Annotated in this window: 24 protein-coding genes; 6 read left to right on the plus strand and 18 right to left on the minus strand. The window is 47.3% G+C overall.

The window, feature by feature from the left end:
• Positions 1-7 precede the first annotated feature (7 nt).
• On the minus strand, positions 8-1,174 hold the full coding sequence (locus DW677_RS06660; protein ID WP_117566716.1) for a cellulase family glycosylhydrolase: 1,167 nt from the start codon (positions 1,172-1,174) through the stop codon (positions 8-10).
• A 15-nt stretch (positions 1,175-1,189) separates the two neighbouring features.
• Positions 1,190-1,672: a hypothetical protein gene (locus tag DW677_RS06665; RefSeq protein ID WP_117566717.1), complete on the minus strand. Its 483-nt coding sequence runs from the start codon at positions 1,670-1,672 to the stop codon at positions 1,190-1,192.
• 315 nt (positions 1,673-1,987) lie between these two features.
• Between DW677_RS06665 and DW677_RS06670 the strand changes: the two genes are divergently transcribed.
• Both DW677_RS06670 and DW677_RS06675 read left to right on the plus strand, forming a co-directional pair.
• Positions 1,988-2,713 (plus strand): response regulator transcription factor, encoded by a 726-nt coding sequence (locus DW677_RS06670; RefSeq protein ID WP_117566718.1) that lies wholly within the window; start codon positions 1,988-1,990, stop codon positions 2,711-2,713.
• Positions 2,714-3,099: 386 nt separating this feature from the next.
• Entirely contained in the window at positions 3,100-4,140 is a 1,041-nt protein-coding gene (locus DW677_RS06675) for a HAMP domain-containing sensor histidine kinase (RefSeq protein WP_181968315.1), read from the plus strand.
• 316 nt (positions 4,141-4,456) lie between these two features.
• Here DW677_RS06675 and DW677_RS06680 read toward each other — a convergent pair whose 3' ends face one another.
• Complete coding sequence (locus DW677_RS06680; RefSeq protein WP_242992120.1) at positions 4,457-5,713, minus strand: amidohydrolase; 1,257 nt, start codon at positions 5,711-5,713, stop codon at positions 4,457-4,459.
• Between the two features lie 396 nt (positions 5,714-6,109).
• Here DW677_RS06680 and DW677_RS06685 point away from each other — a divergent pair, with 396 nt between their 5' ends.
• Complete coding sequence (locus DW677_RS06685) at positions 6,110-6,712, plus strand: Type 1 glutamine amidotransferase-like domain-containing protein (RefSeq protein ID WP_007888235.1); 603 nt, start codon at positions 6,110-6,112, stop codon at positions 6,710-6,712.
• A 371-nt stretch (positions 6,713-7,083) separates the two neighbouring features.
• On the opposite strand, the gene tyrS is transcribed toward DW677_RS06685, so the two are convergent.
• Entirely contained in the window at positions 7,084-8,307 is a 1,224-nt protein-coding gene (gene tyrS, locus DW677_RS06690) for a tyrosine--tRNA ligase (protein WP_015553064.1), read from the minus strand.
• 5 nt (positions 8,308-8,312) lie between these two features.
• Complete coding sequence (locus tag DW677_RS18275) at positions 8,313-8,456, minus strand: hypothetical protein (protein ID WP_181968316.1); 144 nt, start codon at positions 8,454-8,456, stop codon at positions 8,313-8,315.
• A 556-nt stretch (positions 8,457-9,012) separates the two neighbouring features.
• Between DW677_RS18275 and uraA the strand changes: the two genes are divergently transcribed.
• On the plus strand, positions 9,013-10,266 hold the full coding sequence (gene uraA, locus DW677_RS06695) for a uracil permease (RefSeq protein WP_117503121.1): 1,254 nt from the start codon (positions 9,013-9,015) through the stop codon (positions 10,264-10,266).
• A gap of 327 nt (positions 10,267-10,593) precedes the next feature.
• Positions 10,594-11,856 carry a M20/M25/M40 family metallo-hydrolase gene (locus tag DW677_RS06700; RefSeq protein WP_181968317.1) on the plus strand — a complete coding sequence of 421 codons (1,263 nt, stop codon included), beginning with the start codon at positions 10,594-10,596 and terminating at the stop codon, positions 11,854-11,856.
• A gap of 136 nt (positions 11,857-11,992) precedes the next feature.
• On the opposite strand, the gene atpC is transcribed toward DW677_RS06700, so the two are convergent.
• The 12 genes from atpC to DW677_RS06760 form a co-directional block, all read right to left on the minus strand.
• Entirely contained in the window at positions 11,993-12,397 is a 405-nt protein-coding gene (atpC, locus tag DW677_RS06705; RefSeq protein WP_117503119.1) for an ATP synthase F1 subunit epsilon, read from the minus strand.
• An 11-nt stretch (positions 12,398-12,408) separates the two neighbouring features.
• Positions 12,409-13,800, minus strand: coding sequence for a F0F1 ATP synthase subunit beta (gene atpD / locus DW677_RS06710; protein WP_117469054.1), 1,392 nt, complete (start codon positions 13,798-13,800; stop codon positions 12,409-12,411).
• 162 nt (positions 13,801-13,962) lie between these two features.
• Positions 13,963-14,838 (minus strand): ATP synthase F1 subunit gamma, encoded by an 876-nt coding sequence (gene atpG / locus DW677_RS06715; protein ID WP_021904593.1) that lies wholly within the window; start codon positions 14,836-14,838, stop codon positions 13,963-13,965.
• Between the two features lie 15 nt (positions 14,839-14,853).
• Entirely contained in the window at positions 14,854-16,356 is a 1,503-nt protein-coding gene (gene atpA / locus DW677_RS06720; protein WP_117566722.1) for a F0F1 ATP synthase subunit alpha, read from the minus strand.
• Positions 16,357-16,454: 98 nt separating this feature from the next.
• On the minus strand, positions 16,455-17,003 hold the full coding sequence (gene atpH / locus DW677_RS06725) for an ATP synthase F1 subunit delta (protein WP_117566723.1): 549 nt from the start codon (positions 17,001-17,003) through the stop codon (positions 16,455-16,457).
• Positions 16,991-17,506, minus strand: coding sequence for a F0F1 ATP synthase subunit B (atpF, locus tag DW677_RS06730; RefSeq protein WP_117483491.1), 516 nt, complete (start codon positions 17,504-17,506; stop codon positions 16,991-16,993). Before atpF ends, atpH begins: the two co-directional genes overlap by 13 nt.
• Positions 17,507-17,575: 69 nt before the next feature.
• Positions 17,576-17,830, minus strand: coding sequence for an ATP synthase F0 subunit C (gene atpE / locus DW677_RS06735; protein ID WP_015553054.1), 255 nt, complete (start codon positions 17,828-17,830; stop codon positions 17,576-17,578).
• A gap of 113 nt (positions 17,831-17,943) precedes the next feature.
• Entirely contained in the window at positions 17,944-18,636 is a 693-nt protein-coding gene (atpB, locus tag DW677_RS06740; RefSeq protein WP_015553053.1) for a F0F1 ATP synthase subunit A, read from the minus strand.
• Positions 18,637-18,725: 89 nt separating this feature from the next.
• Entirely contained in the window at positions 18,726-19,112 is a 387-nt protein-coding gene (locus DW677_RS06745; RefSeq protein ID WP_021904589.1) for a hypothetical protein, read from the minus strand.
• A 145-nt stretch (positions 19,113-19,257) separates the two neighbouring features.
• Positions 19,258-19,566: an AtpZ/AtpI family protein gene (locus DW677_RS06750; protein WP_117566724.1), complete on the minus strand. Its 309-nt coding sequence runs from the start codon at positions 19,564-19,566 to the stop codon at positions 19,258-19,260.
• A 308-nt stretch (positions 19,567-19,874) separates the two neighbouring features.
• Positions 19,875-20,495, minus strand: a complete 621-nt coding sequence (locus tag DW677_RS06755; RefSeq protein WP_117483494.1) for a hypothetical protein — start codon at positions 20,493-20,495, stop codon at positions 19,875-19,877.
• A gap of 780 nt (positions 20,496-21,275) precedes the next feature.
• Positions 21,276-22,382, minus strand: coding sequence for a M20/M25/M40 family metallo-hydrolase (locus DW677_RS06760; protein ID WP_117566725.1), 1,107 nt, complete (start codon positions 22,380-22,382; stop codon positions 21,276-21,278).
• A 396-nt stretch (positions 22,383-22,778) separates the two neighbouring features.
• Here DW677_RS06760 and DW677_RS06765 point away from each other — a divergent pair, with 396 nt between their 5' ends.
• On the plus strand, positions 22,779-24,323 hold the full coding sequence (locus DW677_RS06765) for an AbgT family transporter (protein WP_117483495.1): 1,545 nt from the start codon (positions 22,779-22,781) through the stop codon (positions 24,321-24,323).
• Between the two features lie 83 nt (positions 24,324-24,406).
• Here DW677_RS06765 and DW677_RS06770 read toward each other — a convergent pair whose 3' ends face one another.
• On the minus strand, positions 24,407-25,033 hold the full coding sequence (locus tag DW677_RS06770) for a nuclease-related domain-containing protein (protein WP_117551829.1): 627 nt from the start codon (positions 25,031-25,033) through the stop codon (positions 24,407-24,409).
• Between the last annotated feature and the right edge of the window lie 230 nt (positions 25,034-25,263).

The raw sequence follows: 25,263 nt of genomic DNA on the forward strand, positions 1-25,263 counted from the left end.
TCTTCCTTTATTGAAATATTGTTTTAAAAACCGGCTGCATGGACGAGATCCATGTATTCTCTGCCGCATTATAATACTTTGTATCTGCATTTACCGCAAACGGAATTCCTGCATCACTCAATGCTTTCGTCATAAATCCTGCAAATACTGTCTGCTCTTCTACACTGTATGTATTTCCTTTATTATAGTTTCCCGGCATCCAGGCTCCAACCCATGTCGGAATCCCCGTCTGCTGCTGCCATGCAAGCGCCGTCTGGATCTTATCTGTAATCAGCTTTTTCTCAGCATCCGTTCCCGTAGTCCACAGCTTCTTTTCATTTGTCTTATCCGGACCGGATGCATAAAAGTGCCATTCTGCCATAATATATCCATTGTGTGCACTTGGAATTTTCAGCTCTGACAAATAATTAGGGTCTGACCGCAGGCGTGGAGAGATCATAATGATTCTGTCTGGATTTGTTTTTCTGATTTCCGCAACCGTCTGTTCATACATTTCATTCAACGTATCCGGCAATTTATTGATCGCATCCGAAGATTCAATCATCAGATCAAAGGCCAACAGATGTGAAGCATCTTTAAAATGCTCTGCGATCTGGCTCCACCATTCCGTCACATGATCCATATTTTCCTTTGTTGGATCTGTTTTAAACTCATGCGCCTGGTATGCAATAACAGGAATAATTCCGTTTTTCAGGCAATCAGTGATCTGCATATCCAGCAATACCAGAAGCTCGGTGCTGATATCATCCTGTACCCGAATTCTGACATGGCTGACCCCGGCTTTCTTAAATTCCTGTACCTGCTTAATGCTGTATGTTCTGGTCCGCTTCTGAAATTCTGACCATGTGACATCCAGACCTTTTCCCAAAAAAGTCTGGTACTGCCACGGAAGTACCGCCTGATCTTTGCTCTGCCCGAGTCCTTCGATCCAGGCACCATCTGCGCCCGTGACATATCCATCCGGCGTCATGCAGTTTGCGCTCATGTAACCATCTGATTCAAAGTAATACCATTTACCGTCATCGTCCCGAAACCACTGATTTTGAAGAAATGTATGATCATCGTTCTCATATTTCCATCCTGCCGTGTCCTGCTTCCACTGTCCGGCATATGAGGGGAAACTGCTGACCGCCAGAAGCACAGAAGCTGCCAGACCCAAATAAATTCTTTTCACTCTTGTTTTCTCCACTTATTGCCCGGAAGAAAGAAGATCATCAATCTGTTTCCAAATGCTATTGATCTCTTTCAGCATTTCCAGACGTTTTTCCTTTTCTTTTTCTGCTTCTTTTAATTTTAGAATTGCTGTGTCAAAATCTTTGTTCTCGGCAGCCGCCTTCGCTTCTGCGCGAAGATTTTTTACCTGGGAATCCCCGTTTTCCTCACGGATCATTTTTATTTTCCCACGAAGTGTTTTTGCCTCTTTCCACACACTCTTATCAACCGGAAGCTCTCCTGTCTCCTTTTTGTTCAGATGAATATTCTTGAAATGTTCCATGGAATTTTTATTGGATTCCCTGAGAGCATCCATCTGCTCCTCCATCGCTTTCATCTCAGTACGGATCGGTTCCGCTTCCGCCCTATATTCTTTTCTTGTCTCAGCCGCAAACGCAGAGAAGGACATGATTGCAGTAAGCGATAACGCCGCGCATAAAATTTTTAAACCTTTCTTCATCTTGTTACCTCCATCAGTCAAGCGGATATTCGCAATCCGCTTCGCTACTTGCTCATAACCGAATAACTGCTCCGCAGTTTATCAGAAGGAGCTTGCACTCCTCCTGATACAAGCAAGTCCTCACCCACTGCTTATTGCTTTTCGCAATTAAATCAGGGGACTTACTTGATTCGGTTAAATTATTTTATGTGTTTATCATACCGCTATCCCTGTGTGCATTACCAGTTCACCTGTGTGGCAAAAATGCGGCAATCATTTACGGTTTTAAACTTTCCTGTTAATATGAAAACATAAATACAAATGAGGTAATTTATCATGTCAAAACTAATCTATGTAGTAGATGATGAGTCAAATATCCGTACAATGATGCAGCTATTTCTTGAAAATGAAGGCTTTACAGTAGAGACGTTTAAAGATGGTCAGGAAGCCTGTCAGGCCTTTTCCGCAAAAGAACCCGATATGCTGATCCTCGACATCATGATGCCCGGAATCGACGGTCTCAGTCTATGTACCTATTTCCGTCGTCAAAGCCACGTTCCCATTATTTTTGTATCTGCCAAAGATACGCCGCTCGACCGTGTTATGGGAATCACTCTCGGGAGCGATGACTATATTACAAAGCCCTTTCTTCCATTAGAGTTCGTTGCGCGGGTAAAGGCATTATTCCGCCGGTCTGATCCACACTTTTACGATGCCGGCATGACCGATCCTGTCACCCGGTTTGTATGTGGAAATCTGGTTCTTTTTCCTGTCAGCCACAGAGTCACAATTCAGGAACATGATCTCAATGTAACGCCGACAGAATTTGATTTTCTGCTGTATATGATACAACGGGCAGATAACGCTGTTTCTAAAAAAGAATTAGCCGAACAGATCTGGCATTTTCAAGGTCCTGATCCGGAAGCAGATATACCGGAGGATTTTATTAAACGGCTTCGAAAAAAACTACTTTCGTTCGGATCTACTGCCCTGATCGAGACGGTATGGGGCTTTGGTTATCGAATGAGCGAACGAAGGCCAGAAGGGATCGAATCAATATGATTGGAAAGAGTATCCAGACACGTTTATTTTCGGCAGCTTTTCTTGTGATTTTTATGATGACTTTCGGAGTCGGAATCACCTTTTTCCTTTCTTCCCGTTGGTATGTACAGTACACTGCCAGAAAAGAAACAGAGCATCTGATCAGGATGGTTCAGTCGGAGTCGGATCGTTTGAGCACTGACCCGGCTTACACTTCTTCAGATTCTAAGGAAAATACGCGCGCATTTTCAAAAGCTTTGCTTCGTTCTGTCCGGCTACAGCTCAGAGATCAACCTTATAATGGTATATTTCTGGTTTTTAATTCCAAGCAAAAACTTGTCTTCCCTAAATCCAGTAATGACCGGAATATTTATCCGATATCTGCTTTGGAGGAACAGTGCCGCCGGATGATCCAGTCAGGTGAACTGATTTCCGGAAAAACGTCCCGGATTTTACTTTCTGAAGACTTCTGGTACATCAGTATGTATGTGTTTCCGTCCAGTACACCTGTACGGGCAAAGTATTTTGTTTCTGTTGTCCAAATTCCGGATTCATCTGTTTTCTGGAATTATACATGGAAATTGTATCTTGCGATTTTACTCGCTTCTGTGTTTTTATCATCTTTTTTAGTATGGGGAATTGCAAGAACCATCTCTGTCCCGATCCAGCATCTTTGTCTCCAGATCCAGAGGATCAATGGAGAAACAGACGCACAGATCCAGGATTCCTATTCTTTAAATGAACTGGAAGCTTTAAAACGCTCCTATAACCAGATGGAAGAAATGATTCGAAGATCTGAGGAAGAAAAAAGACAGTTTTTTCAAAACGCTTCCCATGATCTGAAAACGCCGCTTGCGTCTATCACCGGGTATTCCCAGGGGATCGTTTCCAATGTCATAAAGGATCATCAGAAAGCTGCCAATATCATTCTTTCTGAAAGTCTGCGCATGACTGACCTTGTAGAAAGCATTCTTTCTCTCTCAAAAATGGACAGTCACACATTTGACCTGCATCCGACAGATCTGGAAGTCATGGAATTTCTTGATGAGTGTGTGGATATCATGAGTACGATCCGAAGGGACTGCGTGATACATCTTGAAGCTGCACGCCCACTAATGATCCACACGGATCCGGAATTGTTGAAGCGGGTGATACAAAATATTCTTTCAAACTGTCTGCGATATGCCGATCACGAGATTCTGATCCGTATGAGTACAGATGGTAACTCGCTGATCCTTCTGATACAGGATGATGGTCCAGGATTCCTGGAAAAAGATCTCCCTCATATTTTTGAACGTTTTTATAAGGGTGATGGTGGAAAAAATGGAATTGGTCTTTCGATTGTATGGACCGGCATCCACTATCTTGGCGGATCCATTACCGCCGGAAACCGCGCTGTGCCGGAACACGGGGCTTATTATCAGCTTTTATTGCCCCTGTCTTTTTAACCGAATCAAGTAAGTCCTAGCTTCAATTGCGAAAAGCAATAAGCAGTGGGTGGGGACTTGCTTGTATCAGGAGGAGTGCAAGCTCCTTCTGATAAACTGCGGAGCAGTTATTCGGTTATGAGCAAGCAGCAAAGCGGATTGCGAATATCCGCTTGACAATTGCCAATCTCTCGTACAAACACAGGCTTTAACTCAGTACCCACGTATGTACGCAAAAAGACCGGCATATCAAATTTCTTCTTGATAAACCGGTCTTTTTATTGCTATTCGGCCTTTTTATCCATTAATGGATAATTTTTTACTATTTCTGCAACTTCTACAGGTTTCTCTCAACCAGATTCTTTAAGGTTCCCTCGAACGGCTTGAACGGAATCTCCTTGTCGTAGTTTAAGAAATCTTTCACATATCCAAGTGCTGCTGCAACACCGTAGATCATGCCGCGCTCATCCACATCGAATTCCGGTGTGTGATGGTTTGCACCGGTTCCGGCCTCCTCGCTCTGGATACCTGTGAAGGTGATGATACCCGGCCAGAGCTTTAAGCATGCCTGCATGCTCTCAGATGCCATCCACGGCTGTGCAACCGTAACAGCATCCTCACCGATATATTTTCTTACTGCGTTCTTCGCGATCTCGCTGCAGACTGCGTTGTTCTGGCATTCGAACAGTGGATCCGGCATATGAAGAATTTCATATGTACACTGGCAGAGCTCGCACTCTTTCTCGACTACATCCATCATCTGTTTTACAAACGGAGTTCCTGCACCGTCAACATTGAAGGTACGGATCGTACCGCCGAAGGTCAGCTCGTCCGGAATAATGTTGCGGACGGTTCCGCAGTTTACGAAACCAACGGAGCAGGTCAGGATATCCGTCGGAGCCACATATTTCATGCGGATCATATTGATATGGTTATAGATATTGTTGAAGCAGTCTAAAACACTGTGGGCAAGATCCGGACGGGATCCGTGACCGGCCTGGCCGTGAAGCTTGATGATAAATCCGTATGCACCGGAGAATACCGCGCCCGGCTCCGCGGAGATCGTTCCTGTCGGAACATCCCATTTTACATGTGTTGCCATACAGGTATCGATCTTTAATTTCATTGTCTCAACGGCATACGGAAGTAGATTTCTGATATTTCCGCCGGCTTCCTCGCCGCGCTCAAAGAGGAGGACGATATTGCCGTTTAAGTCTTCCTTATTCTCGTTTAAGATCTTTGCCTCAGCGAGAAGCATCGCTGTGTGGGCGTCATGTCCGCAGGCATGGGAGATTCCATCGTTCTTAGAGATGCAGACCTTTTCCTTTGTGAGGTTTGTCTTGCTCTCCTTGATCGGAAGTGCGTCCATATCGGCACGAAGAAGAACGGTTTTTCCAGGTTTTCCGCCGTGGATCTGTCCGATAATACCACCTTCCGGAACAACTACATGCTCGATTCCCAGCGCATCAAGCTCAGAGGCAATATATTTTACTGTCTCGTACTCAACACCGCTGTTTTCCGGATACTCGTGCATATGTCTTCTGATCCTTACCATGTAGTCGAAATTTTTCTTCGCTTCGTTTAAAATATCCATATTTTCTCCATTCCGGCGGAACCGCTTCGCCATTTACCGACAGCGCAGTTTGTCCGTCTCTTCAGTTTTGGATTTTCAATAACTGCTGATATCTTCACAGTCATGATCTGAAAATATCCGTTTCCAGATGTCTCTATATTAACACGCGCAGGGAACTAAATCCAGTCCCCTGCGCAGCTTATTTTTTTAGTCCCTATTTACATTTGTGTGTCTGATGTATCAACAGTATAATGATACATTTCACGAATTGCATATGCAATTAGAAAATCAAGTAGTCCAAATTCCATAAAATGAGATTTTAGGGCAAATTACAGACATTAACTTGGCTGTAGTATTTTTAAACAACGTGTGTTAGACTACTGTTATACAAATCGAAATTTATAAAGGAGAATATTGATGAAATTATTTTTATGTTCGCACTTTTCAAGTGTAGGAAGTCTGATAAAGGAAGAAATTGAAAATAAGAAAGTCGCATTTATTCCAACAGCTTCACTGCGTGAAGGCTACACCGGTTATGTCGGCTCGGCTCGAAAATTATTCAAAAAGTTGGGAGCGATCGTAACTGAAATTGATATTTCAACGGAGGCTTATTCAACGATACAGTCTGTTTTTGAAGAAGCAGATGTGATATATTTTACTGGCGGAAATTCTTTCTTTCTTATGGACCAGCTCCGTAAAACGGGAACTGATGGACTGCTGAAAAAGGAATTGGCAAATGGAAAATTGATGATCGGCGAGTCGGCAGGCGCAATTATATGCGCTCCAAGCATTCAATATATCGAGCAAATGGATGAAAAGCCGGAGGACTACTCACAAGAAGATGATGCAGGGATTGATTTGATTGATTTCTATGTTCTTCCGCATTATCTTACAGCACCATTTAAGAAAGTTACCGAGAAAATAATGACTGAGTTTTCGGATTTGAATCTATGCCCAATTAACAACCGTCAGGGAATTGTAATTGATGGTGAAGATTCAAAGGTTATTTGCAAAGACTAATTTGAAAATTCCAGTTTGTCAATTACAAGTGACATTGAAAGAGTCAGCCCATTCAAGGTGCTGGCTCTTTCAAAAATTCCATTCTAATAAATTGCATGATAACTTAGAGTAAAAATGAATACCCATTAGCCGGAAATGAATAGAAAATGAATAAAAGTGTGGTGTTTCGTATAATTATGAGTTAGTATGCATCAGACACACTTTTGTAAAAAGGGAGTTTTTTTATTTAACGTTACAGTACACGGGCACTCCATGCCCGCGCACTGTAACAGGATTTTGCTGATACTTCGCATTCCGAATCGGCAAAATCCGCGGTCATAACGATATCATACGGAATTTTCAGTTCAGAAAATTCCTCCCATGAAAAGTAACTATTTGACTACAACGCGTCTGAAGTTCTTCTTACCGCGCTTTACAACGATTCCTTCACCGGAAAGCTGCTCTTTCGTGTATACAGCCTTAATATCCTTCACGATCTCACCGTCTACGGAAACGCCGCCCTGCTCTACGTTTCTTCTCGCCTCAGAACGTGACGCGCAGAGGCCGGATTTCTGTACGATGGAAAGGAGGTCGATCGAACCATCAGAAAGATCTGCGTCGGAAAGTTCTGCTGTCGGCATTTCTGCCGCAGCGCCGCCTGCGAATAATGCACGTGCGCTCTCCTGTGCTTTCTTTGCTTCCTCCTCGCCGTGAACAAGGCTTGTAAGCTCGTATGCAAGGATCTCCTTCGCCTGATTTAACTGGCTGCCTTCCCATTTGTCCATCTCATCGATCTGCTCAAGCGGAAGGAATGTGAGCATGCGCAGGCACTTTAATACGTCTGCGTCACCGACGTTTCTCCAGTACTGGTAGAACTCAAACGGAGTTGTCTTATTCGGATCAAGCCATACAGCGCCGGACTGGGTCTTACCCATCTTCTTGCCCTCAGAGTTTAAGAGCAGTGTGATCGTCATTGCGTGCGCGTCCTTGCCGAGTTTTCTTCTGATCAGCTCTGTACCGCCGAGCATGTTGCTCCACTGGTCATCGCCGCCGAACTGCATGTTGCAGCCGTATCTCTGGAACAGCTCGTAGAAGTCGTAGCTCTGCATCAGCATGTAGTTAAACTCTAAGAAGCTTAAGCCCTTCTCCATTCTCTGCTTATAGCACTCCGCGCGGAGCATGTTGTTGACGGAGAAGTGCGGTCCGATCTCTCTTAAGAAATCAATGTAATTTAAGTTCATAAGCCATTCAGCGTTGTTTACCATCATGGCTTTTCCTTCGGAGAAGTCGATGAAACGGCTCATCTGCTTCTTAAAGCAGTCACAGTTGTGCTGAATTGTCTCAACCGTCATCATAGTTCTCATATCGGTACGTCCGGACGGATCTCCGACCATTCCGGTGCCGCCGCCGATCAGCGCGATCGGCTTGTTTCCAGCCATCTGTAAACGTTTCATTAAGCAGAGTGCCATGAAATGTCCAACATGAAGGCTGTCCGCAGTCGGGTCAAAGCCGATATAGAATACGGCCCTTCCCTCGTTTACCATTTTACGGATCTCTTCTTCGTTTGTGACCTGCGCGATTAATCCACGGGCCTGTAACTCTTCGTAAACTCCCATTTTGTCTACTCCTTTTCTGTAATTTTCTGCGGATGTTCGTTTCTTCCGCCTGTGTTGGTCTTTATATGAAGACCTGCTATCCGGACGAAGCGTTCTTTCTCCTGCTGCCTGACTCTTTCAGTCTCAGTCCAGTCCGGCAACTCCGGCACTGAACATTCTCCTTGCAGGTACAAAAAAGCCCCGTCCCTTGTTTCCCAAAAGGACGAGGCATACGCTCGTGTTACCACCTGATGTTCCCGAAACGCTCACACGCTCCGGCTCATGGAGTCCTCATCATAAAAGACCCCGGCATTTCTAACGGGTGCCAGTTCCGTCACAGCCTACTCACATTCTCCGGATATCTCCGTTCACGCTTTCGGTGTGCAGCTCCGGGATGTATTCAGAAAAAGAAGTCCGCGCGCCTCTCATCCACCGGCAGCTTTCTGTGCGGAGCAGGTCATTTCCCTACTTGTTCCCTTCATCGCTTTTCCATTATATACCGCATGCTTTAACGCGGCTATATGGGTCATTATATGGAGATTCCAAAGCTTTGTCAAGAGCGGAAGCCCAGAAATTCGTTAACTTCATATCCTTTCCTGCAATTTCCCCCTGATTTTTTCTGGACAAATAACAGGAATGTGATAGAATAGAAAAAATGCCTAAAACCGGGAACGTCCGGCGCAGGCGCAAGTACTAAAAAACCAATTATTCTCAAGGAGGTCCCGTATGGAAAGCCATAAGATCATTCAGGTGGACGAAAAGGTTCCCTTTAACCTTCTGATCCCCCTGAGCATCCAGCACATGTTCGCCATGTTCGGCGCATCCGTTCTCGTTCCGTTCTTATTCGGAATCAATCCCGCGATCGTTCTTTTCATGAACGGTGTCGGAACTCTCATGTTTATCTTTATCACAAAGGGAAAAGCTCCCGCCTATCTCGGTTCCAGTTTCGCATTTCTCGCCCCGGCCGGCATCGTGATCGCAAAATTCGGTTATGAATATGCCCTCGGCGGATTCGTTGCCGTCGGTTTCGTCGGATGTATCCTCGCATTCATCATTTATAAGATCGGATATAAATGGATCGACGTCGTTCTCCCGCCTGCTGCCATGGGGCCGGTCGTAGCCCTGATCGGATTGGAGCTCTCTTCCAGCGCGGCAAGCAATGCGGGACTCTTGGACGAGACCATTGATCCGAAGAATCTGATCGTGTTCCTCGTAACACTTGGCTTTGCCGTTTTCGGTTCTGTCCTGTTCCGGGGATTTTTATCTGTTATCCCGATCCTGATCGCCGTGATTGCCGGATATGTCGCTGCCGTTGCATGTGGGATTGTTGATTTCTCTGCGGTTGCCGCTGCCCCGATCTTTGCGATCCCGAACTTCACCGCTCCAAAATTTAATATGGAAGCGATCATGATCATCATGCCGGTCATCCTGGTCATCACCTCCGAGCATATCGGACATCAAGTTGTAACAAGTAAGATCGTCGGCCGCGACCTCTTAAAGGATCCGGGACTTCACCGCAGCATCTTCGGTGACAACTTCTCCACCATGGTCTCCGGACTCATCGGTTCCGTACCGACGACCACCTACGGTGAGAACATCGGCGTTATGGCTGTCACAAAGGTTTACAGTGTTCAGGTCATCGCCGGAGCAGCCGTGATCTCCATCATCTGCTCCTTTATCGGGAAATTATCGACCCTGATCCAGACGATCCCGGGACCGGTCATCGGCGGAATCTCCTTCCTGCTCTACGGTATGATCGGAACCTCCGGTCTCCGTATTCTGGTCGACTCCAAGGTCGACTACGGCAAAAACAGAAACCAGGCCCTGACTGCCGTGATCTTTGTAACCGGCCTCTCCGGGATCAAGGTGAATTTCGGCAATGTGCAGCTCACAGGTATGGTCCTTGCATGTGTTGTCGGCATGATCTTAAGCCTGATTTTCTATATTTTTGATAAGATGAAGTTTACAAATGATCAGTAAAAGTAACTAAGTGTAACCATCTGGAATAAAACGTAAACTTGCAGGTTCTGCTCTGGTATGCGGTTCATCTCCGCTATCGTTTCAGAACCTGCTTTTTATTTTTTCTACAGCCTGTCCCGCACACATTTCCCCGTCCTTTTTATTTTTTACTCCCGGCTCATTCAAACCGATACTTTTTTCCTGCCCTCTTTTTCCTTTTGTTCTCTGACGATATTTCCTATATAAACTATATTTACAGAATTATTAGTTTTCTCTGTTTTATTTACAAATTTTCTTTTCCGCGCTATGATATTTCTATCATATACAAATCGAAAGGATGGTTCCCACATGAAAGAAGCGATTCAGACACTTATAACGTCCGACAAGATGGCTCACGCCTTCGAATACCTGAAACAGGATGAAGCGCACACCATCGACCAGCAGATCGAGCTTGTTCAGATCTCCTCCTTCAGCCCATTTGAGGAGAAGCGCGCGATCCGTTTTAAAGAGCTTCTGACCGAGGCAGATCTCGATCCGGTGATGGATGAGGTCCACAACGTATACGCCCATATCCATGGAACCGGTAATGGTCCGACTCTCTATGTCTCCGCTCATCTGGACACTGTATTCCCGCCGGAAACTCCGCTCCCGGTGAAACGCGAAGGAACAAAGATCTACGCACCCGGAATCGGCGATGATACCCGCGGACTGGCTGAGATCCTTACGCTGGCAAGAGCCATCAAAGAATCCGGCTTAAAACCGGTCGGTGATATCATCATCGGAGGCAACGTCGGCGAGGAAGGTCTCGGAGACCTCCGCGGCATGCGCCACTTCTTCTCACAAAATGCCGACAAGGTTGACGGTTTTATCTCCGTTGATGGAGCAGGCTGTCTGATCTGCCACGGCGGCACCGGAAGCCACCGCTACGAGGTAACCTTCCGCGGACCGGGTGGACATTCCTTCGGTGCCTTCGGTCTTGTCAATCCAATCTTTGCCATGGGGCGTGCTATCTCCTATATCTCTGAGCTCCGCACCCCGAGAGAACCGAAGACTACCTTCTCCGTCGGTGTCGTAAACGGCGGAACCTCTATCAATGCCATCGCATATGAATGTTCCATGCTTGTCGATATCCGTTCCAATGGCTTAAAGGAGCTTGAAGAGCTTGATGCAAAGCTTCAGGACTGTATCAAACGTGCGGTCAAGGATGAAAATAACCGTTGGGAAACCGAGCGTTCCTACGAAGAATCTAAGGACAGCTTTGATCACAACGGACGTATCACTGTGGAAGTAAAACAGATCGGAAACCGTCCGGCGGGAAGCCAGCCGAAGGACTGTGAGATCGTGAGCGCGGCGGCAGCAGCTTTTGAGGCATGCAATGAGACTGTAGAATATGAAAGCGCAGGAAGTACGGATGCAAATATCCCGATCAGCCTTGGAATCCCTGCGATCTGCGTCGGCGGAGGCGGAAAAGGCGGTGCCTGCCATTCCGTTGACGAGTGGTATGACAGCAAAGACGCCTATAAGGGATCTCAGAGAGTCCTTGCGGCGATCTTCGCGCTTGTGGGACTTGATGGGGTAAGTGAGCCGCTGCTTTCCAGGCGGAAAAAATAAGCTCCGCGCCAAAATACCTTTTGTCTCCAACATCATAATATAAAACAGCATGCCGGAAAGTCTCCTGTAAGTCCTGCTTACAAGCGTTCTTCCCGACATGCTGTTTTATTTTCCACTGCGTTTCACAGTTCTATCTTTAGTTTCCATCCACCAGCGACAGTCTCACCAGCGCCCGCTTCAAAGCGGCTTCAGCGCGATCAATATCGGTCTGTGGATTCTTTTCCGCCAGACGTCTCTCTGCACGGATTCTGGCCTCGTTGGCTCTCTTTCCATCAATATTCTCCGGCCACTCGCAGGCTTCTGCGAGGATCGTCACCTTCTCTGGCAGGATCTGTAAAAATCCGGAAAGCAGCGCCGCTTTTTTCACGCCGTCTGCCCCGTGGATCTTAAGAACGCCCGGCGCAACCGCGACGACCATCGGGATATGCTTCGGATAGATTCCGGTTTCCCCGTCTGCCGTGTTGAGCTCCACCATCGAAACCTCTCCGTCGAAAAACGCCTCATCCGGCGTAACGATCTGAAGTCTCATCATTTCCGCCATGTCCACACCCCCTATTTCACGCGGGCGAGAACATCATCAATATTTCCTGCGTTGAGGAACAGATTCTCCGGAATATCGTCATGTTTGCCTTCGAGGATCTCCTTGAAGCCCTGGATCGTCTCGGAAAGCGGAACATATCGGCCTTCCAGACCGGTAAACTGTCCGGCTACAAAGAACGGCTGGGATAAGAATCTCTGGATCTTTCTCGCACGGGATACGGTAAGCTTATCTTCCTCAGAAAGCTCATCCATACCGAGCATTGCGATAATATCCTGAAGCTCCTTATATCTCTGCAGCACTTCCTGTACGCCGCGGGCAACCTTGTAATGTTCCTCACCAACAATACGCGGATCAAGGATACGGGACGTAGACTCAAGCGGATCTACAGCCGGGTAAATACCAAGCTCTACGATAGAACGGCTGAGTACGGTCGTCGCGTCCAGATGGGTAAAGGTATTTGCCGGAGCCGGGTCTGTTAAGTCATCAGCCGGAACGTAAACTGCCTGTACAGATGTGATGGAACCGTTCTTTGTGGAGGTGATCCGCTCCTGAAGGGCGCCCATCTCCGTCTGTAAGGTCGGCTGGTAACCTACGGCTGACGGCATACGTCCGAGCAGCGCTGATACCTCGGAACCGGCCTGACTGAAACGGAAGATATTGTCGATGAATAACAGCACATCTTTTCCGCCTTCGTCACGGAAATACTCTGCCATGGTAAGACCGGTAAGGCCCACACGCATACGGGATCCCGGCGGTTCGTTCATCTGGCCGAACACCATGGTCGTCTTATTGATAACGCCCGAATCGGACATCTCATAGTAAAGGTCATTTCCCTCACGGGTACGCTCACCAACGCCTGTAAATACGGAATATCCGCCGTGCTCTGTCGCAATATTTCGGATCAGCTCCTGAATCAGAACTGTCTTACCTACACCGGCACCGCCAAACAGACCGATCTTTCCACCTTTCTGGTACGGGCAGAGGAGATCAACGACCTTGATACCTGTCTCAAGGATCTCTGTCTCTGTGGACTGTTCCTCAAAGCTCGGGGCTTTGCGGTGGATCGGGAGCTTTTTCTCCGTCTTCGGAGCTTCTTTATTGTCGATCGGCTGTCCCAGAACATTGAAAATTCTTCCAAGTGTCTGCTCACCGACCGGCACCATGATCGGTCCACCGGTCGCTACGGCATCCATGCCGCGGACAAGACCGTCGGTGGGACCGAGAGCGATGCATCTTACCGTATCGTCACCGAGATGCTGGGCAACCTCAACCGTGAGGATCCCGCCATCCTTTGTGGTGATCTCAATGGCGTCATTGATCTCAGGCAGCCCGCCCTGGGGAAATTTGATATCCAGGACGGCACTGATGACCTGAGTAATTTTACCAATGTTTTTCTCTGCCATCTCACTTCTCCTTGTCTCTATCATAACTATTCAGCCACTCAAGCCAGCGGTAAAAATCCATTCCAGCACATCATGCCGACTGATTTCTGTCTCCTGTATGCTGTCTTTTACCTCCAACACCGCAAGTACACAAGTTTGCCAAATAATTACTCATATTTCTTTTTAACCATCGATGGCATTCGCGCCCGCGATGATCTCTGTCAACTCCTGAGTGATAGATCCCTGACGCGCACGGTTGTACTGCAGCGACAGTTTTCCGATCATCTCTTCCGCGTTGTTCGTCGCCGAATCCATTGCAGTCATTCGCGCGCCGTTCTCACTGGCAACGGCCTCTAGGAATGCCCCGTAGATCAGGCTGCTCACATACTTCGGAATAATTGCATCCAGAACTTCGTCCTCGTCCGGCTCATAGTTCATAATGAGAAGATCCGGCTTTTCTTCTTTTACTTCGCCCTTTGGCCCTGCTGCCGCAAGATCCACCGGCAGAAGCTTTAAGAACGTCGGGATCTGGCTTACGGTATTTTTGAACGCCGTGTACGCCAGATAGATCTCTCCGATCTCATTCTTCTCAAACATGGCTAAAAGCTCTTTTGAGATCTGCTGCGCGTCGGAGTAGAGCGGCTCGTCGATCACATCGGAGTAATCCGCTTTGATCTCATAGCCTTTCCTTGCGAGTCCGTCGCGTCCTTTCCGCCCGATCGCGAAGATGAGGGCATCCTCTTTCGGGATCCCGCTCTCCGTCACGAGACGGATGATGTTGGAGTTATATCCGCCGGCAAGTCCGCGATTGGAAGAAACGACGATAACTGCCTTTTTCTTCGAATCGCCGCTCTTTAAATAGCGGTGCCGGATCCCGGTGGATTTCTTCAGCATCTCCTGGATCGTCTGGTACATCAGATTGAAGTACAGTCTCGAATTTTCCGCCTTCGTTCTGGATTTCTGGAGTTTTACAGTGGCAACAAGTTTCATGGCTTTGGTAATCTGCTCGGTACTCTCAATACTGGATTTCCTTCGTTTAATATCTCTCATGGTTGCCATGATACATCACCTGCCTTATCTTGCTGCCTTGCACTCTTCAATAGCTTTTTTCAGCAATTCTTCAGTCTCCGGTATCAGCTGCTTCGCCTCGCGGATGCTTGCCGGGATCTCCGGATACTTTGTATCGATAAACTTAAACAGTTCCTTCTCGAAATCAAGAACCTGATTTGTCGGAATATCGAGGAGATATTTCTTTGTCGCCGCATAGATAATGATGACCTGATACTCGACCGGCATCGGCTGATACTGCGGCTGCTTTAAAACTTCACGGATGCGTTCGCCCTGGGCTAGCTGTTCCTTCGTGCTGGCATCAAGTTCGGAACCGAACTGGGCGAAGGAAGCGAGCTCGCGGTACTGGGCAAGCTCCACACGGATCGGGGCAGCGATCTTCTTCATCGCCTTGATCTGTGCCGCGCCGCCAACTCGGGATACAGAAAGACCCGCATTGATCGCCGGGCGGAAACCGGAGTTGAACATCTCGGTCTCTAAGTAGATCTGTCCGTCTGTGATGGAGATGACGTTTGTCGGAATGTAGGCCGATACGTCACCCGCCTGCGTCTCGATAATTGGAAGTGCGGTAAGAGAACCGCCGCCAAGGTCATCGGAAAGTCTGGACGCACGCTCTAACAGTCTGGAATGCAGATAGAAAACATCGCCCGGATATGCCTCACGTCCCGGCGGTCTCTTAAGAAGCAGGGACAGGGTACGGTATGCCGCCGCATGCTTACTTAAGTCATCGTAAACGACAAGAACATCCTCGCCGTTCTCCATCCACTCTTCACCGATTGCGCAGCCGGAATACGGGGCAATATACTGTAACGGGGCAAGGTCAGAAGCTGTGGATACGACAAGCGTCGTGTAATCCATCGCGCCGAACTCCTCAAGAGTTTTCACGATTGTCGCAACGGTTGATGCTTTCTGTCCAATTGCAACATAAATGCAGTGAACTCCCTGTCCCTTCTGATTGATAATTGTATCGATCGCGATCGCCGTCTTACCAGTCTGACGGTCGCCGATAATAAGCTCACGCTGTCCGCGTCCGATCGGAACCATGGCATCGATCGCCTTGATACCTGTCTGAAGCGGGGTATCTACGGATTTTCTCTCGATAACACCGTGGGCAACACGCTCGATCTTTCTGAATTTATCCGTAAGGATCGGACCTTTTCCATCGATAGGCTGTCCTAAGGCATTCACGACACGTCCTGTCATGGCATCGCCCACAGGAACCTCAACGACACGTCCTGTCGTCTTTACGGTGTCTCCCTCACTGATGCTTGAGGAATCACCGAGCAGAACCGCTCCGACGTTGTCCTCCTCAAGGTTTAACACCATGCCGTAAACCTCTCCCGGAAATTCCAGAAGTTCTCCCTGCATGGCATTCTCAAGACCGTGGATTCGTGTAATGCCGTCCGCTACCTGGATGACAGTACCCACGTCAGAGACTTCCAGCTTCGTCGAATATCTTTCGATCTGCTCTTTGATGACCGAGCTGATCTCTTCTGGTTTTAAATTCATTTGAGGTCTGCACCTTCTTTCTTTTCCATTTCATCACGTAACTGTTCAGTATTATTTCTGCTGCCGGACTGCTGTTTCCAGTCCTGGATCCGCCGGGATCACGCCAGCTGCAGCTTCATTAAGTCTCTCCGGATCTCCCCGAGTCTTGTCCTGATGCTGTTGTCCACCACGCGGTCACCGATCCTGATCACGAGTCCGCCGAGGATCGCAGGCTCGACGCTATAGGTAACTTCCAGACTCACAAAAGCTGTGGTCTCCAAAAGCTTCGCCTCCGTATGGGCCTTCTGCTCCACGGAGAGTTCTACCGCGCTTGTGACAGTTACGATACCGATCTTTTTATATTCCTTTACACGATTCACAAAATAGTCGAGGATCTTCGGGAGCTCCTTCTGCCGTCCCTTTTCGATCACGGTCTCAAGAAATCCCATCAGGTCATCAGAAACTCTTCCTTTAAAGATATTTTCCACAACCTTTAACTTCTCTTCTTTTATGATCTGCGGATGGTTCAAAAATTGTACAAGGTCTGCATTCTCCATGAGGATCGTCTGCAGTGACTGTACTTCCTCATATACGGGCGACAGCATATCCCGCTCCATGGCAGCTTCAAACAGCGCGTCGCCGTAGACCTTTGACACTAACTTTGCCATGTGCTCTCACCCATTTCCTTTAAAGTCTCCTCGATCAGGGAATCCTGGATCTTTACATCCATGGAAGCGGCAACTGCCTTCTCTGCCATCAGGGACGCAATGGAAACGATCTCCGTCTTCATGTCCTCAAGCGCTTTCTTCTTCTCCAGCTCGATCTCCCGGTTTGCCCGGTCAACGATGCGGTTTGCTTCCTCTCTCGCTTCCGATAAGATATCAGCTTCCTGCTTTTTCGCTTTTTTCCTCGCTGCGTCGAGAATTTCCTGCGCCTCTTTGTCGATGGACTTTATTTTATCCTCATACTCTGCTTTCAGCGCGAGCGCGTCTTCGCGGCTCGTCTTTGCCGTTTCCAGATCGCCTGCGATCCGCTTTCTTCTTTTTTCCAGTACTTCACGCGCCGGATTAAAGAGGAAATACGACATTACAAAGAACAGGATAAAAATATTGATTCCCGTGATCACAATGTCGTTGATCCATTGAGGGTCAAAATTTATTAACCGTTCCAAGGTCTCATCTCGCCTCCTTTACAAACTTCCGCGCATACCCGGAAGTTTTTTTCTGTTCCCATATCCGGATCAACCGAACGGCTTAACGAACATAAGGATAATGGCAACAACAAGACCATAAAGACCGGTCGTCTCAGCAACGGCCTGTCCAAGAAGCATGGTCGATGTAATATCAGATTTCGCGCCCGGGTTGCGGCCGACTGCAGATGCGCCGAAACCAGCGGCGATACCCTGTCCAACACCAGGTCCGATACCGGCGATCATCGCGATACCGGCGCCGATTGCTGAGCAAGCATGGATCAAATCCTGTCCTGTAATATTCATAGATAAAACCTCCTGTAAAAAAATTTTATAGCTGTCATTCGCAGCTACAGGCAAAATCCTTTCCGATCGACTGCGTCGATGGGGTCCTGCCTTCCCTGTTCCGCCCTGCGTTCCTACAGTTTATCATTTACATAGACCATAGTCAGCATGCAGAATACGTATGTCTGGATGCACCCGGAAAACAGGTCGCAATACACATGAAGTGCGGCCGGAATACCGATTTTTAATAAGACCGGCATCATTCCGTACCAGAGACCCATGATAATAACTCCGGACAGCATGTTCGCGAACAGACGAAGGGAGATCGAGATCGGATTCGCAAATTCACCGATCAGATTGATCGGGAACAGCACCGGGAGAGGTTGAAACAGTCCCGTAAAGTGTCCGACACCATGATTTTTGATTCCCTGGTACTGTACGATCGCAAACGTAACCAGACCAAGAAGGAACGTAACACCAAAGTCGGCAGTAACCGTTCTCAGGCCGAACAGACCACTCAGGTTGCAGAACAGAATAAACAGAAAAATTGTTCCGATATAGTTCGCAAACCGGTTCGCTGAACTGCCAAGAATCCCTGTGGTCATATTTTCCAGCATTTCCATACCGAATTCGATGATATTCTGGAATGTTCCAGGTACATCCGTCGCATGTTTTAATGCACGGTTCGCGGCTATCACCAGAATCAGCAGAACGATCGTAACGATCGTCATTCCGACCGTTGTTGTCGTCAGCCAGAGTTCATGACCGAAGAGATGGTATTTCACGATCCCGTGGATCATGAAATCAGCACCACTGCCACCACTCATTCTTTTTCCTCCTTTCCTTAAGACTCTTGAAAGACTGCTGTCTGTTCCAAAACAGCAGCGTATAAGGCTCTATCCGTCAGGCCTGAAGCTCAGGCCATACGGTCGGTTCGTTTCTGAAGTACCGGATACACATAAGCTCCGGTCTTCAAGCCCAGTGCGCCGAGAACGACTGCTAAAAGGTTGATCGTCGTAAATTTCCATAAAAGGCACACCAGTATTACCGCGCACAGGCTGCGGATCAGCGAATGGATCACCATCTTTTTGCTGCTGTACGCCCCATCAGCCGATTCCACACAGAGTTCCGTGGATCTCGCGATACTGATGAGCAGTACCTCCGCCGCCGCGGCTCCGATCAGCACTCCGGCGATCACCGGAACGGTTCGGAAAAAAATAAGGCAGATGAGAAGCAAGATCATATTATGGATCAGAATCCCGATGCTCATTCCCACTACCTGTCTCTTTGTCTTATCACTCACTGCTGCTTCACCCTTTCTGCTGTCATAGCTGTCCGCTTCGAGAGACAGCCACCTGCTGTCTCATGCTTCGCTTTCGTTCAGGGAATCCCGGCTTTCGGTCCGTCCAGCCCTTCATCGCCGCCGGGTCTTTGATCGATCCGGGCGTTCACCGCCATCTTCTCGGCTTATCGGTCCCGTCTCCGGTTCCGAAACGGCTCTCCCACTGCTTTACCTGCCCTTTCTTTTCCCTGTCTTCGTCTTCTTTCTCTCTGTCTATGATATGCTTCGCCATCTTATATGCACTCAGGCCACCCGAGAGAACACCCAGGATCAGGAAGATCAGAACGGTATGAAGTCCGGTCTTTTTATCGATCCAGCTTCCGAGAAGCACACAGATAAGGACCGGTGTCACAACATTGAGTCCGAGCTGGGTGATCAGCACCAGGTTTTCAAGTCCGTTTTTTTTCTGACGCATTTTCTCCCACCTCACTTACCGCGTAACGCATACCGCCATTATACTAAATATTTGCGGATTTGTCCATTTCTACGCATCGACTTTACAGATATTTCATGAATTCTTTTGTCAATAATTTGCTATATTTGGACACAGTTGGATGATTGTCCAAAAATCGCCGAATGATTTTCCGGGTAAATCCAGATCTGATTCATATTTCTTCTATATTTATATATAGAAAAAAGAGACACAGTTACTTCCATGTCCCTTCATTTTTTCTTCAGACTTTATTTTCTTATGTAGAGGATCCATCGGTCCGCCCATGATTTTCAGTAATTCATTCCTGTGATCGCAAGTTCTCCGTCCACGGTAATGCCGAGGATGATATTCGGAACACCGTCGCCCAGAACGATTCCTGCCATAACCGGTTCAAGGGTATCAACATCCACCTTTCCGATCGCTGCCTCCATCTCATCGGAAAAGATCTCCGCCGGGTCCAGTTTCATGAAATCTTCCTTTGTATCCACCATTCCGCCGTTTGTCTTCACACAGGAGATAAACGCCGGAAAATCAATATGGTCCGCAAGGCCTTCCATATCCTTATTCTTCACGATCTCGACAAGCTCCTTTGCGTAAGACTTGTAATCCGTTTTTTCAAGCTTTGCAGCCACCTCACTCTGGAGCTTCGCCAGCTCCTCACCGGAGATCTCCTCCACCTGTACACCTTCAGAGCTCTCATCTGTCTCGAACGCTCCCGGACCTTCCGCCATCTTCGGATCCACATTGGAAAGATCCGGTTTTGTCGTGTCCGCCGCTTTCGTTTCCGCATCGGCAGCTTCTGTCGTTGTCTTTGCTGCGTTTTCCTGTGTCTGTGTATGTTTTGATCCGCATGCGGTCGCCATCACCGCTGTCATGCAGAGCGCCGCCGACAGTAAAACGTGTTTCTTCATGATTAAAAGTTCCTCCTCTGATCTTATATGTGCTCCCGGATTCTTCTTTTATATGTGCTCCAGGAATCATCTGCTTTTCCGGTATCTGCCCCGCAGACATCTCCCCGGGTACTCAGGGGATTTTCCGGCATACAGCCACCTGTTATACTGCATCAGAACTATACCACGGCTCCTTTTTCATGACAATAAACAAATTCTAAAGAAATGGTTATTTTTTCGTTAGAAAATCTCCACTTATTTTATTTTCCTTTTAGAGTTTCTCCATACTTCCGTCACATTCTTCCTGTATACTTTGTATCATAAAAGATACCAATCAGCAAAAACATCACGAAGCGTTTTATAAAAACGAAAGACGAGGCGTGTAGCGCCTGATCAGGTATATATAAAAATGGGGCCGGCAGGTAAATGAAATGCGCGCACATTTATGCCGGACTCGACTAAACATAATTCTCGGATCCACAAGGATCCGGAATTGACATATATTCGATACTCATACATCCCCCTTTTTTAGTATTTGTGTGAAAAAACTCCGGTATGCCAGAACCGGAGTTTTTTCATGTCTGAAAATCAATCGACGTGTCCTCTCACCCAGCACAGGTATTTGCTACAATCTGCATCTTCACGCGAATGCGCATCTTAGGGCACGTTAGTGCCTTTTTTATCTGGTCGTTCCATCGTAATCTCCTGTTAAACCTAAAAACAGAGCAGCCCTTTTATCGGCTGCCCTGTAATCTATTTGCCTTCTTTTTATATATTCCGCAAATCTTATTCTATTATTCATTAGTGTGTCATCAGATCCAGAACAAGCTCCGCGCACCTATTGAGGTTCTCGATCTTCAGCGTCTCGCCCGTAGTATGTACCTTCGTCATACCGGTAGAGAGAACGATCGGCTTGATTCCGTGAAGGGCCATTACGTTCGCGTCGCTTCCGCCGCCGCCCTTTGCAGTCATCGGTTCGCAGCCGATGCGCTTGCAGGACTCGAACACTCTCTGTACCATCGGATCGTCGTTCGCAACATTGAAGCTTACATAGTTTGTCTTTAACTCGATCTCAAGCTTTGCGCCCATCTCGTCACAGGCATCCTGTAAACATTTCTGCATATGGGCAGCCTGCGCGTTTAATTTATCGAGGTTGCGGCTTCTCACCTCTGCCACGAACTCAGCCTTTTCCGGAACGATATTGGTTGCGTACTCAGCCTTTAAGGTACCGATATTGCAGGTCGTCTCCTCATCAATGCGGAGCAGGTTCATCTTTGCGATTCCCTTTGCCGCTACCTGAATCGCACTGATTCCCTCTTCCGGAGCAAGTCCTGCATGGGAGGAACGTCCGATGATCGTCGCGAAGATCTTGATCTGGCCAGGTCCGCAGGTTAAGATCTTTCCAACATCACCGCTGGCATCGAATACCATTGCCTCTTTGCCTTTGATCATGGACAGATCCATATTTTTAACGCCGTTCATTCCGCCCTCTTCACCGATGGTGAATAAGATCTCTGTGTTGCGGCACGGAAGATTCTGCTCTTTGATCACCTTGACAGCCTCCATGATCGCCGCGATTCCGGACTTGTCATCACCGGAAAGGATCGTAGATCCGTCTGTATGGATAATTCCGTCATCGATCAACGGTTTGATCCCGTTACCCGGAGTCACGGTATCCATGTGCGCACACATAATCGTCGGCTCACCCGGAATCGTTCCCGGAAGATATGCGCATACGTTAAATCCGTTGGATCCGAACCCCTCTCCGGCCTTATCGGTCTTTACTTCCAGACCGAGTGTCTTCAGATCCTCAACTAACTTTTCCCCCATCGCTTTCTCATTCTTTGTCTCGCTGTCGATCATCGCGTAGCCAATGAATGTGTCGAGCAGTCTCTTTTCGTTAATCATCTGCTAACCCCTCCTGTTTTTCCTGCTGCAAAGACCTCTTTTCCGGGCCCTGCATCGCAAATCTTACTCAATCATCTTAACATGGATCTGCCATCTCCGCAAGAAAATACCTCAGCTTTATCCGGTTTCCTGACCGGATCTCTCTGGATCCATTTTGTTTTTGTCTGAATTTTCTAATTTATTTGAATTGTATTAATAATATGAGCTGTAAAAACATTTGACTAAACAAAAAAAGGTATGGACAGTTATTTACAAAAGATATATAATCGTTTTATAAAAAGTTAATATTTTTCATTCTTAGCAAAGAATTAACTTTTTACTTCATCGGCGAAATTGCTGGAAATCTTCCTGTTTTTTCAGTTATTTCGTACTTTTACTATCACAGGAGGTTTCTGTATGAGCGAAAACACCAATACTGCAACAAAGCAGACCTGGCTCGACAAGGCATTGACCGTAGTCGAAAACGTATGTAACAAACTTCCCGATCCGGTAATCCTGTTCTGCTGGCTCTTCCTTTTCACAGCGATCATCGGTACGATCGCAACCGTAGCCGGTGTAAGCCTGATCAACCCGGCATCCGGAGAGGCCGTTGTTTCCCAGAACTTCTTCTCGGCAGACGGACTTGACTGGTTCCTTAATAATATGGTAAAGAACTTTACTGGTTTCGCACCGCTTGGTCTGGTAATCACCATGACACTCGGTATCGGTCTCTGTGAGGAGTCCGGACTGATAATGTCCCTCTTAAAGGGATGTCTGAGCGATGTTCCTCCGGCTCTTATTCCGTACCTCATCGCATTCGTCGGTACGATTGGAAATATTGCTTCCGATACCGCAAACATCATCGTTCCTCCGCTTGCTGCACTCCTCTATATCGGTGCAGGAAAACATCCGGTCGTTGGTATGATCTGTGGATACGCAGGCGCGAACGCCGGCTTTACCGCAAACTTGATGGTTGCCGGTACCGACTCCCTGCTTCAGGGGCTTACAAACGATGCAATCAAGGGCTTTTTACCGGATACAACTTTCCAGGTAGATGTTACCTGTAACTGGTTCTTCATGATTGCTTCTACATTCCTCTGCTCAATCGTGATCGGTTTTGTTTGTACAAAGGTTGTAGAGCCGCGTTTCGGAAAATACGAAGGCAATACTGATGAAAAGATTGAAAAGCTGACAAGCGAAGAAAGCAAAGGACTCCGTGCCGCTGCAATCACAGCCATCGTGTATATCATTCTCCTCGTAATCGGCTTCTTTACCGGTCCGTTAGCCGCTGAGAACGGTGCCTTCGTTGGATCTCCGCTCTTAAAGGGTCTGATCCCGATCCTGTTTGTATTCTTCTCCGTTTGTGCGATCGCATATGGCTTCGCTTCCGGTAAATTCAAAAAATCCGGCGACATCAGTAAAGCAATGAACAAGCAGATGGCAGCAATGGGCTCCTACGTTTCCTTCTGTTTCTTCTGCGGACAGTTCCAGGGCTTATTCAACTGGACAAAGCTTGGTACACTCCTTGCGATCGGCGGTGCTGATCTTATTCAGTCCGCAGGCTTTACTGGAATCCCATTATTTATCTGTTTTATCCTTGTTGTAACCTGTGTAAACATTTTCATGTCCTCCGGTTCCGCAAAATGGGCGATCTTCGCACCGATCTTCGTTCCGATGTTCATGCTCCTTGGCTACCATCCGGGCTTTACACAGTTACTTTACAGACTTGGCGATTCCCCGACAAACGCAGTTACTCCGATGTCTGCGTATATCTGGATGATTCTTGCAACCGCACAGACAAAGTACATGAAGGATATAAAGATCGGTACTCTTATTTCCAACCTTCTTCCGATCGCTGTTATCCTTGAAGTGATCTGGGTGATCTTCTTCATCATCTGGTATCTTATCGGTCTTCCGATCGGACCGGGTGTTGGTTCTGCTCTTCCGGTTGGTATCATTTAAAACTTTCGGCAGTACATAACAGATTTATCAAAAAACGGGCAGCTCCATTCCGGAACTGCCCGTTTTCTTCATCTTCCGTTTTCTTATTTTGCAAGTTCTTTTATAATAGAAGAAACCTTATCGTAATCGTACTGGACTTCTTTTACGCCCGACTGTTTTTTATACCAGTTCTTTAATTCCTGATACGTTGTGGAGAAAGAACCATATCCGAGATACAGCTCCGGAGTCTGGAAGTTGTCCGCAAATACGACCATCGGCATCACCTTCAGGTTCTGAACTCCGTTTTCTTCCATCACCTTTGTGATCTCCGCCGCGCCTTTTTTCAGCTCCAGAAGCGGATTTTCAAACTCCTCTTTTCTCTTTGCGTCTTCTCGCCGCCACATTGCTCCGTCCGGAGTTCCGTATATCTTAATTCCCCAGCCGTAAGTTCTTACAAGGTAAACGCCTCTCTTATCCATAAGGACCGCGTCAAACGTCATTTTTCCTTCCGGCAGATTTAAAGTCGCGTTCTTTAAAACCTCACCGGGCTTTCCGCAGATCTTTTTCAGCCGCGCGGAGACCTTTTCTACAGCCTTTTCGTGATTCCGCTGTTTGTTCATGTGTTTCGCGATCAGCCAAAACACCATCACACCGGCCAAAATGTAGGCAAAGAACATAAAATAGTCCTGCGCCGAATGAAGTTTCCATGTCTGAAAGTTTCCACCAAACATATTATATCCTCCCAGGTATTCAATTAACCGCACATTGGCACTTGCTGCCACTGACAGTCTTTTTTGAATCCGTCAGGCAGGATTCCTTTATTATCTGTCATCACGTTTCATGCACGATACTTTATCTTAACATGAAACCACTATAAACGCAATAATCTTCTCATAATCGCCATTTCCTGATTTGTGCATTTTTACCAAATATTTATCATTCCATTTGGCGAAATCTCCGG

Source organism: Clostridium sp. AM25-23AC, assembly GCF_003435125.1.
Classification (GTDB): domain Bacteria; phylum Bacillota; class Clostridia; order Lachnospirales; family Lachnospiraceae; genus Pilosibacter; species Pilosibacter fragilis.